Below are 16223 nucleotides of genomic sequence, written 5' to 3'. Positions count from 1 at the left end.
CGCACGCCCCCATGCCGCACCGCTTGCGCTTGGGTGTGAACATTGATCATGTCGCGACCATTCGCAATGCGCGTGGCGGCTTGCATCCCGATCCGATGCGGGCGGCGCATATGGTTGAGGCGGCCGGCGGTGATGGCATCACCGTACATTTGCGCGAAGACCGCCGGCATATTCGCGACGCGGACTTGGACGCGATTATGCGGGAAATCCGCTTGCCCATTAACTTGGAAATGGCGGCAACCGATGAGATGCTTGATATTGCTCTTCGGCATAAACCCAATGCCGCGTGCATCGTCCCTGAACGGCGTGAGGAACGGACGACCGAGGGCGGATTGGACGCGGCGGGGCAGCATAACCACCTTGCGCCCATCGTCACGCGGCTCACCGACGCAGGCATTAGGGTCAGCTTGTTCATTGAGCCTGAAGCGCGCCAGATTGAAGCCGCTATGCGCCTGAAGGCAGATATCGTTGAATTTCACACGGGAAAATACGCGCATCTGGAAGGCGAGGAACGCGAAATCGAATTGCGCCGCATAGCTGACGCTGCCGCATTGGCCGCAAAGAACGGAATCGAGCCCCATGCGGGCCATGGGCTGACTTTTGACAATGTTCAGCCCATTGCCGCCATTCCGCAATTTGCCGAACTGAACATCGGGCATTATCTGATCGGGGAAGCCATTTTCATTGGTTTGGAAGAAAGCGTGCGTAAAATGCGTACGCTGATGGATCTGGCCCGGTGATTATAGGGCTGGGCTCCGACCTGTGTAACATCGAACGCATCGCCAAGTCGATTGAACGTTTTGGCGCGCGATTTGAAAATCGTGTTTTCACAGATGTGGAACGCGCCAAGGCAACAAAGCGCCCATTTACCAAAGCCGGAACCTATGCGAAGCGCTTTGCCGCCAAAGAGGCCTTTTCAAAAGCCGTGGGCACCGGTTTCAGACATGGTGTGTTTATGAAGGATATTGGCGTCGTTAATACGCCTTCAGGTGCGCCGACGCTGTCGCTTACGGGCGGGGCAAAAGCGCGGCTCGACGCCATGATTCCTTCGGGCTATGAAGCCCATATTCATGTGACGCTGACCGATGACCACCCGTGGGCACAGGCATTTGTCATTATAGAAGCGTTGAGATCGCAAAAGGCATGACCAGTTTGACCACCGATGACAATATTCCGGCAACGCCGCCTACCCCTGCACCTGAAAAGCAAGGCTGGGCTTCTGCCGCTTGGACCGAGTTCAAAGGCCTATTCTGGCTTTTACTTGCCGTGCTTGCTTTCCACAGTTTCATTGCAAAGCCATTTTATATCCCATCGATCTCGATGATGCCGACCTTGCTGGTCGGTGACCGGCTGTTCGTCAGCAAATATCCTTATGGCTGGAGCCATGTGTCGCCGACGATACCGAATCCCATCGCGATATTCCGCTGGCTGGTGTTGCGCGAAGAGGTAGACGCCTTGGCCGTGCCGTTACCCGAAAGCAACACGCGTATCTGGGGCAAAATGCCGGAGCGGGGAGACATTGTGATATTGACGCCAAAGGGCAGAAATCAGGATTGGATCAAGCGCGTCATTGGCTTGCCCGGAGATACCATCGCATTGCGCGCAGGCCAGATTTTCCTGAATGGAAAGCCCGTGAAACAGGAAACCCAGCCGAACCTCATTTTGCCCGTAGATGCCAACGGCCCTTGTCACGATTATGACTTTCCGGGCGCATTAACGCGCGGTGATGACGGCGTGCTGACGTGCCAATTGCCGATCATTCGCGAAACCCTGCCCAACGGGGTGCAATATGACATCATTGACGCACGCCAGCGCGACACCGATGACATGGCACCACTAAAAATCCCTGCCGGTCATGTGTTCCTAATGGGTGATAATCGCGATAACAGCTCCGACAGCCGGGTGGCAGCGGAACTAGGCGGCCTTGGTGGCCCTGTCTCATGGGATCGCATCGGCGGCCGCGCTGAAATCATTACATTCTCGGTTGATGGCAGCACTGGCCTTAACCCCGCCAGTTGGTTCAGCGCACTACGCGGTGATCGCGCTGGCGACAGCTTGCGTCCAAAAAAGGTCGGCCAAGATGAGTGATGGCACCCCCCTTGCGCAAAGCAAGCCACGCCGGACGCGCAAAAAGCCTGCCGCGCAGGTGAAAGATAACTTTCGCGAAGAGGTCGGCCCAACCGAACTTTACGACCCCCTCATTCGTTCAGAGATTAAGCGCGCCGCCGTGTGGATTGGCATGGCCAGCTTGGTCGCTGCTGTCATCTGGCTTGCGCAGCCTATTCTTCTCATCATTGGCGGCATCGTTCTTGCCGCCATGTTTGACGGCGGCGCGCGCCTGCTTGGCCGCATATTGCCCATCCCGCGCGGTTTCCGCCTGACCATCGTCGTGCTGGCCGTATTTGGGTTTATCTATTGGACTTTTGTTTTCACAGGGTCTGAACTCGCCGCGCAAGCCGCAAGCCTTCAGGCCATTGTCGAAAGCCAAATTGAAACAATAGGCAATCGGATTGAAGCCGCAGGTTTCAACATTTCGGCTGAGGATGTGAAGGGCCTGGGGTCACAGATTTTAAACTCTGTGGGCCGCGTGACAGAAGCGGTATCGTCCGTTTTGGGAACCGTCACCAACCTTGCGATGATGCTGGTTCTTGGCATATTTATCGCAGCCGAACCTCGTTTGTATGAACGCGGTGTCGCGTGGATGTTGCCTTTGGCAGAGCGCACGCATTTTTATGGCACCGCTGAAAAAATGGGTAGCGTCCTGCGCCGTTTGATGGCGGGCCGCCTGTTGGGCATGGCGGTTGAAGGCGTAGGCACATGGGCATTACTCAGCCTTGGCGGCGTGCCTATGGCGGCGTTGCTCGGCGTCTTGACGGGCCTGCTGGCATTTTTACCGAATATCGGCGCAATTGTATCTGGGGCGCTTATCATCCTCGTTGGATTTTCTGCCGGGGTTGATGTTGGGCTCTACGCCATTTTCGTCTATTTCGTCGTGCAGACGGTGGATGGTTATTTGATCGTCCCGATGGTCGCAAAACGTGCGGTCGATTTGGCCCCGGCTTTAGTGCTCGGCGCGCAGATCCTTTTCGGTGCGCTGTTCGGCGTCTTGGGGCTTGCACTGGCTGACCCCATTATCGCGATGATCAAGGTTGCGCTGGAACGCCAATCGGAGCGCAATGAAGCGCGCGGCATCCGCGAAGGCCCGTGATGCAAAGCCTATGTTGCTAACCATCTGCTTTCTATTGGGCATAGCCAATTTTTATATGCACAAAGCGGTGGCGGAATCTGGGCACCCAATCGTTGAAGAGACCAAGCGTTATGTCGGTCGGCATATTGGCCCTTATGGAAGCTATGCCATTGAACTGGCCTTGCTCATCGGCGCGATGTGGTTGGCGCATGCAGGATCCTTATCGGTATTGCTCCTCTACGCCGCCTACACCGCCATAAACGGCGTTGCGACATGGCTGCTGCTGTCGAACAAGGCGTGATGGGCCTTTGTGCTTTGCCCTAAAATAACTATATGGCCCCTGTGCCACCATTAGACATCACCCCTGATACAAAGCCGGATTTTGCCGTCATGCGGCGATTCTTGCCGTATTTATGGCCGAAGAATGAAACGGGTTTGCGGGTCCGTATCGTCTTTGCCTTATTGCTGGTGATTGTCTCAAAACTCATCCAACTCAGCATGGCATGGCTCTATGGTCAGGCTATCGACCGCATGGTGCCGGGCATGGAAGACGGCGTCGCGATCGCCGTCGCCTTGGTCGCCGCTTATGCGGGCGCACGTTTTGGCGGGGTGTTGTTCGACAATTTGCGCAACGTCGTGTTTGAACGCGTCGGCCAAGAAGCGACGCGCCGTCTGGCCGAAAATGTCTTTAGCCATTTGCACAATCTGTCGATGCGGTTCCACATGAACCGCCGCACCGGCGCCGTGACCAAGGTGATTGAACGCGGGACCAAGAGCATCGACATCATGCTCTATTTCCTGTTGTTCAACATCGCGCCGACGTTGTTGGAGCTGTTTTTAGTCTCCGTTTATTTCAAGATTTCATTTGGCTGGGGCATGGTCATTGCCACGCTGATCATGGTCGTCAGCTATATTGTTTACACGACGCTGATCACCAACTGGCGCAACAAATTGCGCGAGCAAATGAACGAGCTCGACACGCAAACCGTTGCCAAGTCCGTCGACAGCCTTTTAAACTATGAAACGGTCAAATATTTTAACGCAGAGAAGCGCGAGACCTACCGTTATGCGGAGGTCGTGCGCCATTATGCCAATGCCGCCGTCAAATCGGAAAACTCGCTCGCCGCGCTGAACATCGGGCAATCGCTGATCACCAATCTGATGATGGCAGGCGCCATGGGTTATGTTGTGTGGGGTTGGTCGCGGGGTCAGTTCACAACCGGTGACGTTGTAACCGTGAATACATTATTGGCGCAGCTATTCCGGCCATTGGACATGTTGGGCATGGTGTATCGCACAATACGCCAGGGCCTCACGGATATGGCTGCCATGTTTGCACTTATCGATACGCCCGCCGAAATCACCGACAAGCCAAATGCGCCCGCGCTTGCGGTCCATGGCGGCGCGGTGATGTTTGACGATGTGCATTTCGCTTATGATGCCGAACGGCAAATATTAAAGGGGGTCAGCTTCGACATAAAGCCCGGCCAAACCCTGGCCGTTGTTGGTCCATCGGGCGCAGGCAAATCGACCATCGCGCGTTTGCTCTATCGATTTTATGATATCACCGGCGGGCGTATCACCATCGATGGGCAAGATCTGCGCGATGTCACCCAGTCCAGCCTGCGCAGCGCCATCGGCATCGTTCCGCAGGATACGGTGCTGTTCAACGACACCATCGGCTATAATATCGGCTATGGCCGCGAAGGCGCCAATCAGGACGAAATCGAAGAGGCCGCGCGCGGGGCATCGATCCATGGCTTCATTGAATCGCTGCCCGACCAATATGCCGCCAAAGTGGGAGAACGCGGGTTAAAACTATCCGGCGGTGAAAAGCAGCGCGTGGCGATTGCCCGCACCTTGCTGAAAAATCCGCCGGTGCTGATTTTGGACGAAGCGACCAGCGCCTTGGACAGCCGCACGGAGTCGGAAATTCAGGCCACGCTGGAACGTATTTCGGAACGCCGCACCACAATCATCATCGCGCATCGGCTTTCGACCGTCGTGAACGCAGATCAGATCATTGTGCTTGAGGCGGGCCGCGTGGCGGAGAAGGGCACGCACCTACAATTGCTGCGCAAAAATGGTCTATATGCTGACATGTGGGCGCGCCAGCAAAGCGAGGCCGAAGAAGAGGCCATTCCCGCCGCGTAAAAATGGCGCGCTATCCACAAGCGTCTTGAACCACAGGCATGTGGGCTCTGTCATTGGCACGTCGGTCACGCTAGGGCCTTCCAATGGCCTCCGTCGCTCCTCCCCCCACGCCAGCCGATGTTTTGCACCGATTGTTCGGCTTTGCCGGCTTTCGCGGACAACAAGAACAGGTGGTGACGCGCGTTCTGGCAGGTCAGCGGACGCTGGCGATCATGCCAACGGGCGCGGGCAAGTCGCTTTGCTATCAACTGCCCGCCGTGATCATGGATGGCACCTGCATTGTTATATCGCCGTTGATTGCGCTGATGCATGACCAAATGCGCGCCGCCGATGCCGTGGGTATTCGCGCGGCAACACTGACGTCAGCCGACGACAATCGCGCCGAAACCATATCACGGTTCCGCGCAGGCGAACTTGATCTGTTATATGTCGCACCGGAAAGGGCCTCAGGACAAGAGTTTCGCAGCCTGCTGCGCGAGACGAAAATATCCCTTTTTGCGATTGATGAGGCGCATTGCGTGTCCGAATGGGGCCATGATTTCCGGCCCGATTATCGGCTGCTGCGGCCATTGCTGGATGATTTTGCCCATGTGCCGCGCCTGGCGCTGACCGCCACCGCCGACACCCACACGCGCGATGATATTGCCGAACAACTGGGCATAGCCAAAGAAGGCGTCATGGTGGCCGGTTTTGACCGTCCCAACATCCGCTATTTCGCCGAAGCCGCACCGAACAGCGGCATCGCAGCATTGGTCAAAGGCTTGCAGGGTGCAGGTATCGTCTATGCCCAGACCCGCGACCGCACCGAAAAAATCGCCGCCCAGATTGCCGAGACGGGCCGCAGAGTTTTATATTATCATGCGGGCATGGAACCACAGACACGCGCCCGTGCGCAGGCCGAATTTGTGTCCTCCGAAGACATGGTCATGGTCGCAACGGTCGCATTCGGCATGGGTATCGACAAGCCTGATGTCCGTTTTGTGGTGCATGCTGGCCTGCCAAAATCGATTGAATCCTATTATCAGGAAAGCGGCCGGGCGGGGCGCGATGGCGACCCGGCGGTGGCGCATATGCTGTGGTCAGCAGGTGATTTCACCCGTGCGCGCGGACGCTTGACCGAGTTACCGCCTGAACGGCGTGAGGCGGAATTGGCGCGCGTGGCCGCATTGTCGCATTTGGTGGAAACGCCCGGCTGCCGCCGCGCGGTGCTGCTGCGCCACTTTGGCGAAAGTCCGCCTGAATCCTGCGGCAATTGCGACAATTGCTTGCATGCGCCCGACGTGCACGACGTGACCGAGCTGTCCCGCAAATTGCTCTCCGCCGCTTATCGGACGGGGCAAAGGTTCGGCATGGGGCATTTGGAAAAGGTCCTAACGGGCAATATAGACGACCGGATCACGCAATTCGGGCATGACCAGCTTTCGGTCTTTGGCATTGTAAACAGGGATGAGGCCGCGATGCTGAAGCCCTTGTCCCGTGCCTTGCAGGCGCGCGGCGCTCTTATCGCCAACGAACATGGCGGCCTGAAACTTGGGGGCGATGCCCGCAACATCATGCGCGGCGATCAAAAAATTGAGATTGCTGTGGTGAAACCCGGCAATAAACGCCGTGGTGGCCGCCCTGACAACCCCATTGGCAATCCGTTATTTGAGGCCTTGCGCGCCAAACGCCGGACATTGGCCGAAAATGTTGGCGTGCCGCCTTATGTCATTTTCCACGATGCGACCTTGCGCGAAATGGCGCTGACCCGGCCAGCGGATATTCGCGCCTTGGGCCGGATCAGCGGCGTCGGCGCACGAAAGCTAGAGGCCTATGGCGAAGAATTTCTGTCGGTAATTGCACAATTTTAGGACCGAAGCTTATCGCAGCATTGTCCTTCCTTGTTATCGATTGCGGATTAAAATATGACGGGTAGATATTCGTCGGCTATGGCGATTTTATAACAGGATTTTTCAGATGTTTCGCCAACTCACAGACCGCATCTTTGTAGCCCCACAAATTGCCGTTGGGGACGTCAAGGACGCTGCGCAAGCGGGCGTAACACTGATCATCAACAACCGCCCCGAAGATGAATCAGCCGATCAAACGCCCGGCGGAGAGATTGAAGCCGCCGCGCGGGGCGCAGGGTTGGATTATGTCGCCATTCCAGTCACCCATGCCGGCTTTGCCGAATGGCAAGTGACCGCCATGGCCGAAGCGGTGGCAAAGACGGATGGTAAAATCTTGGCCTATTGCCGCTCCGGCACGCGCTCGACGTTGCTTTGGGCCTTGGCGCAGGCGTCCAAGGGGGAACATCCTGCTGTATTGGCCGAAAAGGCCGCCGATGCGGGTTATGATCTAACACCTGTGACCGCGATGATGGACATTCTGCGCGGGCGCGCTGCGTGACGGCAGAATTGCTTAAGCTGGCAGGGTCCATCGCCGCGATTTTGTCCATCGCGTGGCTTGCGCGGTTCTGGAAACTCGGTGGCGACGTCCGCATACGCAGCGAAGATCAAGCGCGCGAAATTGCACAAGAGACTTTATGCGGCTTCGATCCGGTGGAAATCGCCATTGATAAAGCGGGCATGGCCGCATTGATGCGCGATGCCGACGGTCGGCACCTTGTGGTGCGGCGACATGGGGTGCAATGGGTAGGGCGGTTGCTGGACCATCATAATGAAGCGCGGCTTGACCAAAATTTTCTCACCATCGGCACTGGCGAGAAAAGCTTTGGGTCGGTGACACTCAATCTGGGTGCACAAGCAACGCATTGGGCCGCCGGCCTGCGCCATTTGAATATCGGGCGCATATATGCCTGAACTGTTCAGCCCAATTGATTATGCCGTTCCGGCGTTCATCATCCTGATCGTTGCAGAGATGCTGTGGGCGCGCCGGCGCGCGCCAGAGAAATATGAACCGCGCGATACGCTAACGTCGCTTGCCTTGGGCACGGGCAGCACCGTGGCCGGCGCATTGACCGGCGCATTGGTGTTCAGCCTTGCCATGTGGATATATGAACATCGCTTTTTCGATATCGGCTGGGTCTGGTGGGCATGGCCCTTATGCTTTGTACTTGATGATCTTGCTTATTATTGGGCGCACCGGTCGGGACACCGCGTCCGCTGGTTCTGGGCAAGCCATGTAAACCATCACAGCAGTCAGCATTATAATCTATCGACGGCTTTGCGCCAAACATGGACTGGTTTTATCGCGCTTGGTTTTATCTTCCGAATACCTTTGGCATTTCTGGGCTTTCATCCCGCGATGCTGTTGTTCGTCGGCGCATTCAATCTCATCTATCAGTTCTGGATCCACACCGAGGCGATTTACAAATTCCCGCGCTGGTTCGAATATGTCATGAACACGCCCAGCCATCATCGCGTCCATCACGCGACCAACCCGCGTTATCTGGACCAGAATTACGCCGGGACGTTCATCATCTGGGACCGCATGTTCGGCACCTTTACCGAGGAAGTCGAGGGCGAAAAAATCCGCTATGGCATCGTCAAGCAATTGGGCACGTTCAACCTGTTGTGGAGCGTGTTTCATGAATGGATCGGCATCGCCCAAGATTTATGGTCCGCACCATGGCGGCATAAATTTTCCTATCTGTGGCGCCCGCCGGGCTGGAGCCATGATGGCAGCCGGGACACGTCGGACAGCATCCGTGCGCAATGGCTGGAAGGCCAGCAAGCCAAAGCTGACCCGACTGTGCGCTCATAGCCTATTTACACCCTTGCCAGTAATTAATCGTCCGCTTAAACTCTCTTGTTAAGAGGGAGCAGGCAATATGGACGAGTTCGACATCATTGTTATTGGCGGTGGTTCAGCAGGCAGCGCAGCCGCTGGACGGCTGTCCGAGGGTGGCAAATATACAGTCTGCTTGATTGAGGCGGGCGGCACGAACAATAACATGCTGATCAAGACGCCCGGCTTCATGCCGTTCATCCGCAATGCGTCCAATTATAAATATGAAACCGTCCCGCAAAAGGGCCTGAATGGCCGCACGGGTTACCAACCGCGCGGCAAGGGCCTTGGTGGGTCCAGCGCGATTAACGCAATGGTCTACATTCGTGGCCATAAATATGACTATGACAATTGGGCCGCTTTGGGCTGCGATGGTTGGTCTTATGACGATGTGTTGCCCTATTTCAAACGCTGCGAAGATAATGAACGCGGCGCGGATGCTTTTCATGGGTCGGGCGGGCCGCTTTCGGTTTCCGATCAACGCTGGCCGCAAGCGGGCAGCCTTGCCTTTGTGGAAGCCGCGGCTGAATTGCAATTGCCCGTCAATGCGGACTTTAACGGCGCGACGCAGGACGGCTTTGGCCTGTATCAGGTTACGCAAAAGGGCGGCGAACGTTGGAGCGCCGCGCGCGCTTATGTCGAGCCGGCGCGTGACCATATGGAGATATTGACTGGCGCGCTGACCGAAAAGATCATCGTCGAAAATGGCCGCGCCACAGGCGTTATCATTCGTCAGGGCCGCAAACGCCGGACGATCAAAGCGCGCGGCGCCGTTATTTTATCGGCAGGCGCATTTGGCTCGCCACAGATACTGATGCTATCGGGCATGGGGCCGGCCGAACATTTGCGCAGTGTTGGCGTGGACGTTGTCCATGACAAGGCCGCGATTGGTTCCGACCTGCAAGACCATATCGATTATGTTTCCAGCTTCAAAACCGAATCCAAAGATGATTTCTTCGGCGATTCGCTCGCTGGCACGGCCAAGATGGTTAAGGCTATCATCGAACATCGCCGTAAGCGCACTGGCGTCATGACAACCTGCTTTGCCGAGGCGGGCGGGTTCTGGCGTTCGGACCCAAGCTTGCCAGCACCCGATATCCAATATCATTTCGTCCCTGCGATGTTGGAAGACCATGGCCGTTCCAAAGTAAAGGGCCATGGCTTTAGCTGCCACGCCTGCGTGCTGCGTCCTGAAAGCCGCGGCACTGTGCGTTTGTCATCATCGGACGCAAACGTTGCACCAGTCATTGATCCGGCCTTTTTAAGCGATGACCGCGACATAGCGACGCTGCGTGCCGGCGTTCGCGCAATGCACCGCATATTCGAAGCGCCCGCGCTTGCCGCCTATAATGGCCAGAATCGGCATCCGGTTGATATCAACGACGACGCTGCATTGGACGACCTGATCCGCAGCCGCGCCGATACGGTCTACCACCCCGTTGGCACCTGCCGCATGGGACCGAATGATGATGATGTCGTCGACTCGCGCCTGAAATATCGGGGCATAGAAGGGCTATATGTGGCCGATGCCAGCATCATGCCGCGCCTTGTTTCTGGAAACACCAATGCGCCAAGCATCATGATCGGCGAAAGATGTGCCGAATTTGTCCGCGCTGATTTGCAATAATCTTGCGTAAATGTGGCGCTGCGTTTAACCGCGTGGCCGCTATGGTGATTAACAGAACAGAATATATCAGCACACGCGGCAACGCAGACGTGCTTGATTTTGGAGGCGTTACGCTGACGGGCTTGGCACGCGATGGCGGGCTTTATGTGCCACGCCATTGGCCGCAATTTTCGCCGGACGAAATCGCCGCGATGCGCGGACTGTCTTATGTCGATCTCGCCGCGCGCATCATGGCCCCATTTACCCAAGGGGTTTTGGACGAGGCGGAGCTGAAGAGCTTGTGCGCAACTGCTTATGGTTCTTTCGCCCATACAGCGGTGACGCCGCTGGTGCAGTTGGATGGCCAGCATTGGTTGCTTGAGCTTTTCCACGGCCCGACCTTGGCGTTCAAGGACGTGGCGCTGCAATTGCTTGGCCAGTTTTTTGAACGTTTTCTGTCGGGTACAGACACAAAACTGACGATTGTCGGCGCAACCTCTGGCGACACCGGTTCAGCCGCCATTGATGCCGTTGCCGGACGCGCGCAAATTGAAATTTTCATGCTCCATCCACACAACCGCGTGTCCGATGTGCAGCGGCGGCAGATGACAACCATTCTTGCGCCAAATGTCCATAACATCGCCATTGGCGGCAGCTTTGATGACGCCCAAGCGATGGTGAAGCGGATGTTCAACGACAAGGATGTGAATGGCCCGCTGACCCTCTCTGCGGTCAATTCGATCAATTGGGCGCGCCTAATGGCGCAAGTCGTTTATTATTTCTACGCCGCGCTTCGGCTTGGCGGCCCTGAACGCAAGGTCGCTTTTTCGGTGCCGACCGGAAATTTTGGCGATGTGTTTGCTGGCTATGTCGCCGCACAAATGGGCCTGCCTATTGAGCGCCTGATTGTGGCCACCAACATCAACGATATTTTGCACCGCGCGCTTTCAAAAGGGGACTATTCGGTACTCGGCGTGACCCCGACAGCATCGCCATCAATGGATATTCAGGTGTCGAGCAATTTTGAACGTCTATTGTTCGATCTGGAGGGCCGCGATGGGGCGACCACAGGCGCGCGGATGAAATGGTTCGAACAAATGGGCAAGATGGTGCTGTCGCCCGAGATGCGCAAAAATGCGGCGTTGCTGACCAGCGCGCGCACCGATGCCGAGCAGATGTCGGCGGCCATGCGTTGGGCCTATGGCGCCACCGACCAAATTATTGATCCGCACACCGCCATCGCTTTGCATGCCGCCCGTGCCGCTGGCATCCGCCCCGATGTGCCTGTGGTGACATTGGCGACCGCGCATCCAGCCAAATTCCCAGACGCGGTTGAGAATGCCACGGGCATACGCCCGGCACTGCCCGCGCGCGTTGCGCAATTATTTGACCGCGAAGAACGCTTTGACGTTCTGCCCGGCGAATATGACGCCGTGCGGGATTATGTCTTGGCGCGCGCCACGCGTTGAATATGGAGCGGAATTTCGTCACCCTGATCAGCGAGCCGCGCAGCGATTATACGCTGATCGATTCTGGTCATGGCCGCAAATATGAATCTTATGGCGACCGCCATTTCATCCGCCCAGAACCGCAAGCAATGTGGGCGCCGGCCTTGGAAGAATGGCCTGCCGACGCTGAATTTGTTCCCGGATCAGACGATGATGGCGGCGGTCGTTGGTATAACAACAAACCTGTACCCATGGATGGGTGGCCCTTGTCGTGGAATGACGAAGTGCATTTTACAGCGTCTTGCACACCGTTTCGCCATTTGGGATTCTTCCCAGATATGGATCCGGTATGGCGTTGGATGCGGGGGCAATTGGCGGGCGTTACCGACCCAGTTGCCATGAACCTGTTCGGCTATACCGGCGTTGGCACGCTCGCTCTGTCCGCCGCTGGCGCACAGATGGTGCATGTCGATGCGTCCAAGAAATCGGTCGGGCAAGCGCGGGCCAATGCCGAAATGTCGGGCATGGCAGACCGCCCAATCCGCTGGATCGTCGATGACGCCGCCAAATTCGTTGCCCGCGAAGTGCGTCGCGAAAAACGCTATGACGGCATATTGTTGGACCCACCCAAATATGGCCGTGGTCCCGAAGGCGAAGTGTGGCGGCTTGAAGAAGACTTGCCGGAACTGATCGCCAATTGCCGCAAGCTGTTGGATGCGGAATCGAAATTTTTGTTTTTAACCGTCTACGCCGTGCGCATGTCGGCGCTTGCGTTGGGCGGGCTATTGGAATCGCATTTTGCCGACCTTGGTGGCAAAGTGGAATTTGGCGAACTGGCGGTACGCGAACAAGGCAGGGGCAATTTGTTGCCCACCGCCATTTTCGCGCGCTGGTCGCGCTAGGCCGGGGTCTAAGGAGTGATATGAACGACAGTTTAATTCTTGAAGTGCACGATCTTGTTGTCCATGTCCTGACGGGTATTTACAGCCAAGAAACGCATCTGCCGCAACCGCTGCGGATATCGATCAGCACCACGCTGGATATCTTCCCGCATTATGCGCCGGATACGCCCTTATCGGCTTCCAAAAATTATATGACGTTGAAAGAAGCGGCGACAAAATTGCCAGAAGGCGTGCACTTCACGCTGATTGAGGCAGTGGCCGATCATATCATGGACACGCTGTTCGCCGACGACCCGCGTATCAGCAACATCGTCGTCAAAATCGTCAAGCTGGCGATTGCCGAAGACAATGAGGCGATTGGCATCACCATGTCGCGGGGCCGCAAGTGACCGCTAAGCCGCTTGCAATCGTTACAGGCGGCAAGCGCAGGCTGGGCGCAGCGATTGCGGCGAAACTCGCGCGCGCTGGATATGCGCTGGCATTGGTCAGCCATATGGATACGCCGCCCGATGCGGCTTTGGTAGCGGCGCTGCAGGCGCATGCAAGCGAATGGCACGCCTTCACTTTTGACCTCAGCACGGGCGATCCGGCCAAGCTACTGGGCATGATTGCCGCTCATTTCGGTCGCACGCCCGACCTTTTGGTGAACAATGCGGCGATGTTCGGGCAAGACGACTGGCAGACGATGACGCTGGCAACATTGGAGGCGCATTTCCGGTTGAATGTGTTTGCGCCATTATTGTTAGGTCAGGCCCTTGTCCAAACCGCTGGCCCGCAGGCCCGCCCCGCCATCGTCAATATCCTCGATCAACGCGTGGTCAATCCGCACCATGACCAGATGAGTTACACCTTGTCGAAACAAGCGCTGGCGGCGTCGGTCCGGTCCATGGCCGCATCCTTTGCTGGGCGCGCGCGTTACAATGGCGTTGCGCCCGGTCTTGTCATTGCAACCGATGATTATACCGCCGAGCAAGAAACACGGCTCGCGCAGATGATGCCCTTGGGCGCCTTGCCATCACCATCGGCTGTCGCGGACGCCGTCGTGTATCTCGCCCAAGCGCAGGACGTTAGCGGACAAGTCATTTTCGTTGACGGCGGGGCGCATTTGAAAAGTTTCGACCGCGACTTCATGCATCTTTAGCGAGTGCTGGCGACCGATTATTGCGCGAGCGGACAAATAACTTGCGTTTTCGCCGCAGTTTCGCCATAGGCCGCCCAAGCGCATGAGGCGAGCGGACAATACCGCCGCAGTTTTGGCAGCGTGAGGGCCTTGATACAGGCTCCGCCAAACGAACAAGATGCGTAAGCTTAGAGGCTTCCCATATCACGCAGGGTTGTTTCCAACGGGTCAGCATAAGCTGCGCCCGAACACCTGCTGTTGCGCCTGTGCGGTCCTGATGAAAGGACGCGCATGACAGGCCGCGACGACTATTTTGAAAGTATAAAAATGTCTTTTTTCCAAGACCTGGGCCTTGCCCAACCTATCCTGAAAGCGCTTGAGGCGGCTGGCTATGATACGCCAACCCCCATTCAGCAACAGGCCATTCCACCCTTGCTTGAGGGTCGCGATCTATGCGGCATTGCGCAGACCGGAACCGGTAAGACCGCTGCCTTTGCGTTGCCGTCACTCCACCATTTCGCCACCAAGCCAAAGGCGCGTCAGCAATATAGCTGCCGGATGCTTGTTCTGTCGCCGACCCGCGAACTTGCGGCACAAATCGCCGACAGCTTCCGCACTTATGGCAAATTTTTGGGCCTGAAGGTCGATTGCGTTTTTGGTGGCATGCCGATTTTCAGCCAGAAAAAGCGTCTTGCCGGCGGCGTCGATATTCTTGTCGCCACGCCTGGCCGCTTGATCGACCTGATCGAACAACGCGCGGTCACGTTGAAGGACGTTGAAATCTTTGTCCTCGATGAAGCCGACCAGATGATGGACTTGGGTTTCATTCACGCGCTGAAGCGTATCGACCAATTATTGCCAAAGCAGCGTCAGACATTGTTCTTTTCAGCAACAATGCCAAAGGCGATTGCCGAGCTTGGCAACCGTTTCCTCAACAACCCTGTCCGTGTTTCGGTTGCGCCTGCAGCGACAACGGCAGAGCGCGTTGAGCAATTTGTGACGTTCGTCGAGCAGCGCGAAAAGCAGACATTGCTGACGTTGAAATTGCAAAGCGAAGACATTGACCGCGCGCTGGTTTTCACGCGGACCAAACATGGCGCGGATCGCGTTGTGCGTGGGTTGGCGGGTGCCGGCATTCAATCCGCCGCGATCCATGGCAACAAAAGCCAAGGCCAGCGTACCGCTGCGCTGCAAGCCTTCCGCGATGGCAAGATCAAAATCCTCGTGGCCACCGACATTGCGGCACGCGGCATTGACGTCCCGGGCGTGAGCCATGTGTTCAACTTTGAACTGCCCAATGTGCCGGAACAATATGTCCACCGCATTGGCCGCACTGCGCGTGCCGGCCGTGAAGGCGTGGCGATGAGCTTCGTTGCAGGTGACGAGCGTGGCTATATGAAGGATATTGAGCGTCTGACGGGCGTACGCGCGATGACGCTTGGCCTTCCCGAAGGCTTCCGTGCAGCCGTCGCAGCCTTGCCACCCCCTGTTGCCGATAAAAAACCGCAACAGGCCCGTGGCGGTCGTGGTGGTGGTCAGCCCGGCGGCGGGCGGACAAACTATGCTGGCAAAAAGCTTGGCGGCAATAATGGCGGCACTGGTTTGAACGGCGAAACCCGCAACCGCACGCACGCGCCGCAAGGTGGCTGGCAGCCCGCCATCGGCCCACGCGACGGCAGCCGTGAAGGCGGCGGCCGCGACTCCCGTCCACGCAGTGACAATGCGCCTGCGGGTGACCGTCGTCCAACCGCCGACCGCGCCTTTGCCGCGCGCAGCGAAAACCGCCGCGACCCCGGCGCACCTGCCCGCAATTACGGCCCTAAAAAGGGTGGTTACAAAAACACCGTGAAGCGGGCTGGGTAATTTGACTCTAGGGCGTCATCCTGAACTTGTTTCAGGATAGCAAGCAAACGTAGCGCGTTATCCTGAAACAAGTTCAGGATGACGCCATGCTTGTCATTCCCGCGAAAGCGGGAATCCATGACCTGATATCTCAGCCTACAACTACATTATCGACGCCACTCGGATGAGATAGACCATGGATCCCCGCTTCCGCGGGGATGACAGGCTTTAGGGT

Annotated in this window: 16 protein-coding genes; all 16 read left to right on the top strand. The window is 57.0% G+C overall.

Annotated features, from left to right (window positions below):
- Nucleotides 1–11: 11 nt before the first annotated feature.
- The 16 genes from ACILP3_RS02600 to ACILP3_RS02525 all read left to right on the top strand — a co-directional run bounded on the left by ACILP3_RS02600 (nt 12) and on the right by ACILP3_RS02525 (nt 16009).
- On the top strand, nt 12–740 hold the full coding sequence (locus tag ACILP3_RS02600; RefSeq protein WP_395615112.1) for a pyridoxine 5'-phosphate synthase: 729 nt from the start codon (nt 12–14) through the stop codon (nt 738–740).
- On the top strand, nt 737–1147 hold the full coding sequence (gene acpS, locus ACILP3_RS02595) for a holo-ACP synthase (protein ID WP_395615111.1): 411 nt from the start codon (nt 737–739) through the stop codon (nt 1145–1147). The genes ACILP3_RS02600 and acpS overlap by 4 nt, the downstream gene beginning before the upstream one ends.
- Nucleotides 1144–2088 carry a signal peptidase I gene (gene lepB, locus ACILP3_RS02590; RefSeq protein ID WP_395615110.1) on the top strand — a complete coding sequence of 315 codons (945 nt, stop codon included), beginning with the start codon at nt 1144–1146 and terminating at the stop codon, nt 2086–2088. Before acpS ends, lepB begins: the two co-directional genes overlap by 4 nt.
- The gene (locus ACILP3_RS02585) at nt 2081–3208 is read left to right on the top strand and encodes an AI-2E family transporter (protein ID WP_395615109.1); all 1128 of its coding nucleotides are present in this window, start codon (nt 2081–2083) and stop codon (nt 3206–3208) included. The genes lepB and ACILP3_RS02585 overlap by 8 nt, the downstream gene beginning before the upstream one ends.
- Nucleotides 3177–3488: a hypothetical protein gene (locus ACILP3_RS02580; protein ID WP_395615182.1), complete on the top strand. Its 312-nt coding sequence runs from the start codon at nt 3177–3179 to the stop codon at nt 3486–3488. Before ACILP3_RS02585 ends, ACILP3_RS02580 begins: the two co-directional genes overlap by 32 nt.
- A 32-nt stretch (nt 3489–3520) precedes the next feature.
- Entirely contained in the window at nt 3521–5341 is a 1821-nt protein-coding gene (locus tag ACILP3_RS02575; RefSeq protein WP_395615108.1) for an ABCB family ABC transporter ATP-binding protein/permease, read from the top strand.
- 83 nt (nt 5342–5424) lie between these two features.
- A complete protein-coding gene (recQ, locus tag ACILP3_RS02570) occupies nt 5425–7191 on the top strand; it encodes a DNA helicase RecQ (RefSeq protein ID WP_395615107.1) in 1767 nt (588 codons plus the stop codon).
- Between the two features lie 106 nt (nt 7192–7297).
- Nucleotides 7298–7729 carry a TIGR01244 family sulfur transferase gene (locus tag ACILP3_RS02565; protein WP_395615106.1) on the top strand — a complete coding sequence of 144 codons (432 nt, stop codon included), beginning with the start codon at nt 7298–7300 and terminating at the stop codon, nt 7727–7729.
- Nucleotides 7726–8142: a hypothetical protein gene (locus tag ACILP3_RS02560; RefSeq protein ID WP_395615105.1), complete on the top strand. Its 417-nt coding sequence runs from the start codon at nt 7726–7728 to the stop codon at nt 8140–8142. Before ACILP3_RS02565 ends, ACILP3_RS02560 begins: the two co-directional genes overlap by 4 nt.
- The gene (locus ACILP3_RS02555; protein WP_395615104.1) at nt 8135–9046 is read left to right on the top strand and encodes a sterol desaturase family protein; all 912 of its coding nucleotides are present in this window, start codon (nt 8135–8137) and stop codon (nt 9044–9046) included. The genes ACILP3_RS02560 and ACILP3_RS02555 overlap by 8 nt, the downstream gene beginning before the upstream one ends.
- Nucleotides 9047–9113: 67 nt before the next feature.
- The gene (locus ACILP3_RS02550) at nt 9114–10697 is read left to right on the top strand and encodes a GMC family oxidoreductase (protein ID WP_395615103.1); all 1584 of its coding nucleotides are present in this window, start codon (nt 9114–9116) and stop codon (nt 10695–10697) included.
- A 41-nt stretch (nt 10698–10738) separates the two neighbouring features.
- The gene (thrC, locus tag ACILP3_RS02545; RefSeq protein WP_395615178.1) at nt 10739–12145 is read left to right on the top strand and encodes a threonine synthase; all 1407 of its coding nucleotides are present in this window, start codon (nt 10739–10741) and stop codon (nt 12143–12145) included.
- 2 nt (nt 12146–12147) lie between these two features.
- Entirely contained in the window at nt 12148–13026 is an 879-nt protein-coding gene (locus ACILP3_RS02540; RefSeq protein WP_395615102.1) for a class I SAM-dependent methyltransferase, read from the top strand.
- Between the two features lie 20 nt (nt 13027–13046).
- Nucleotides 13047–13415, top strand: coding sequence for a dihydroneopterin aldolase (locus ACILP3_RS02535; protein WP_295492503.1), 369 nt, complete (start codon nt 13047–13049; stop codon nt 13413–13415).
- Nucleotides 13412–14167 carry an SDR family oxidoreductase gene (locus ACILP3_RS02530; RefSeq protein WP_395615101.1) on the top strand — a complete coding sequence of 252 codons (756 nt, stop codon included), beginning with the start codon at nt 13412–13414 and terminating at the stop codon, nt 14165–14167. Before ACILP3_RS02535 ends, ACILP3_RS02530 begins: the two co-directional genes overlap by 4 nt.
- Nucleotides 14168–14473: 306 nt before the next feature.
- Nucleotides 14474–16009 carry a DEAD/DEAH box helicase gene (locus ACILP3_RS02525; protein WP_395615100.1) on the top strand — a complete coding sequence of 512 codons (1536 nt, stop codon included), beginning with the start codon at nt 14474–14476 and terminating at the stop codon, nt 16007–16009.
- Nucleotides 16010–16223: the final 214 nt, after the last annotated feature.

The organism is Sphingorhabdus sp. (genome assembly GCF_044239665.1).
In the GTDB taxonomy this organism is placed as follows: Bacteria; Pseudomonadota; Alphaproteobacteria; order Sphingomonadales; family Sphingomonadaceae; genus Sphingorhabdus_B.
This window is presented reverse-complemented; position numbering and strand designations above follow the sequence as displayed.

Excerpts from the sequence above, each read along its gene's own strand:
- ACILP3_RS02575 (WP_395615108.1), top strand. The coding sequence starts at position 3,521 with ATGGCCCCTGTGCCACCATTAGACATCACCCCTGATACAAAGCCGGAT.
- ACILP3_RS02525 (WP_395615100.1), top strand. The coding sequence starts at position 14,474 with ATGTCTTTTTTCCAAGACCTGGGCCTTGCCCAACCTATCCTGAAAGCG.
- ACILP3_RS02555 (WP_395615104.1), top strand. The coding sequence starts at position 8,135 with ATGCCTGAACTGTTCAGCCCAATTGATTATGCCGTTCCGGCGTTCATC.
- ACILP3_RS02600 (WP_395615112.1), top strand. The coding sequence starts at position 12 with ATGCCGCACCGCTTGCGCTTGGGTGTGAACATTGATCATGTCGCGACC.
- ACILP3_RS02540 (WP_395615102.1), top strand. The coding sequence starts at position 12,148 with ATGGAGCGGAATTTCGTCACCCTGATCAGCGAGCCGCGCAGCGATTAT.
- ACILP3_RS02585 (WP_395615109.1), top strand. The coding sequence starts at position 2,081 with ATGAGTGATGGCACCCCCCTTGCGCAAAGCAAGCCACGCCGGACGCGC.
- ACILP3_RS02580 (WP_395615182.1), top strand. The coding sequence starts at position 3,177 with ATGAAGCGCGCGGCATCCGCGAAGGCCCGTGATGCAAAGCCTATGTTG.
- ACILP3_RS02550 (WP_395615103.1), top strand. The coding sequence starts at position 9,114 with ATGGACGAGTTCGACATCATTGTTATTGGCGGTGGTTCAGCAGGCAGC.
- thrC (WP_395615178.1), top strand. The coding sequence starts at position 10,739 with ATGGTGATTAACAGAACAGAATATATCAGCACACGCGGCAACGCAGAC.
- ACILP3_RS02535 (WP_295492503.1), top strand. The coding sequence starts at position 13,047 with ATGAACGACAGTTTAATTCTTGAAGTGCACGATCTTGTTGTCCATGTC.
- recQ (WP_395615107.1), top strand. The coding sequence starts at position 5,425 with ATGGCCTCCGTCGCTCCTCCCCCCACGCCAGCCGATGTTTTGCACCGA.
- lepB (WP_395615110.1), top strand. The coding sequence starts at position 1,144 with ATGACCAGTTTGACCACCGATGACAATATTCCGGCAACGCCGCCTACC.
- ACILP3_RS02565 (WP_395615106.1), top strand. The coding sequence starts at position 7,298 with ATGTTTCGCCAACTCACAGACCGCATCTTTGTAGCCCCACAAATTGCC.